Source organism: Streptococcus sp. KR, from assembly GCF_002238115.1.
In the GTDB taxonomy this organism is placed as follows: domain Bacteria; phylum Bacillota; class Bacilli; order Lactobacillales; family Streptococcaceae; genus Streptococcus.
Genome location: NZ_NGVM01000237.1, coordinates 1 through 297, shown reverse-complemented (window position 1 = coordinate 297; position 297 = coordinate 1). Strand labels below are relative to the sequence as shown.

Here is a 297-nt window from a genome sequence, read left to right as displayed (position 1 = left end):
TCACAAATAAAGCCTTCATCGGAAACCACAAACTGGTTTCCGATGAAGGCTTTTTTTAACCTATTTGTTTAATTGACTTGTTTTACAAGCTTGTCGTGTTCCAACTTCTGTGCCCAAATATTAATCAGTAAGGAAATGATCATTAAGATCAACGACAACCACATAATATTATGCAGCCCATTGTACAGAATCATTCTCATCTGTGGCAGCAGGTGCTGTGGTAACCCACCCGTGCTGGAGGCATCACTCAATTCATTCATCATCTTCATGGTGATCAAACCACCGGATTTATCAACA

The 297-nt window shown here is 39.7% G+C and carries 1 pseudogene; it reads right to left on the bottom strand.

What is annotated here, in order from left to right:
- Positions 1–68: 68 nt before the first annotated feature.
- A pseudogene (locus CBI42_RS13050) lies at positions 69–297 on the bottom strand (MFS transporter); the annotation flags it as partial.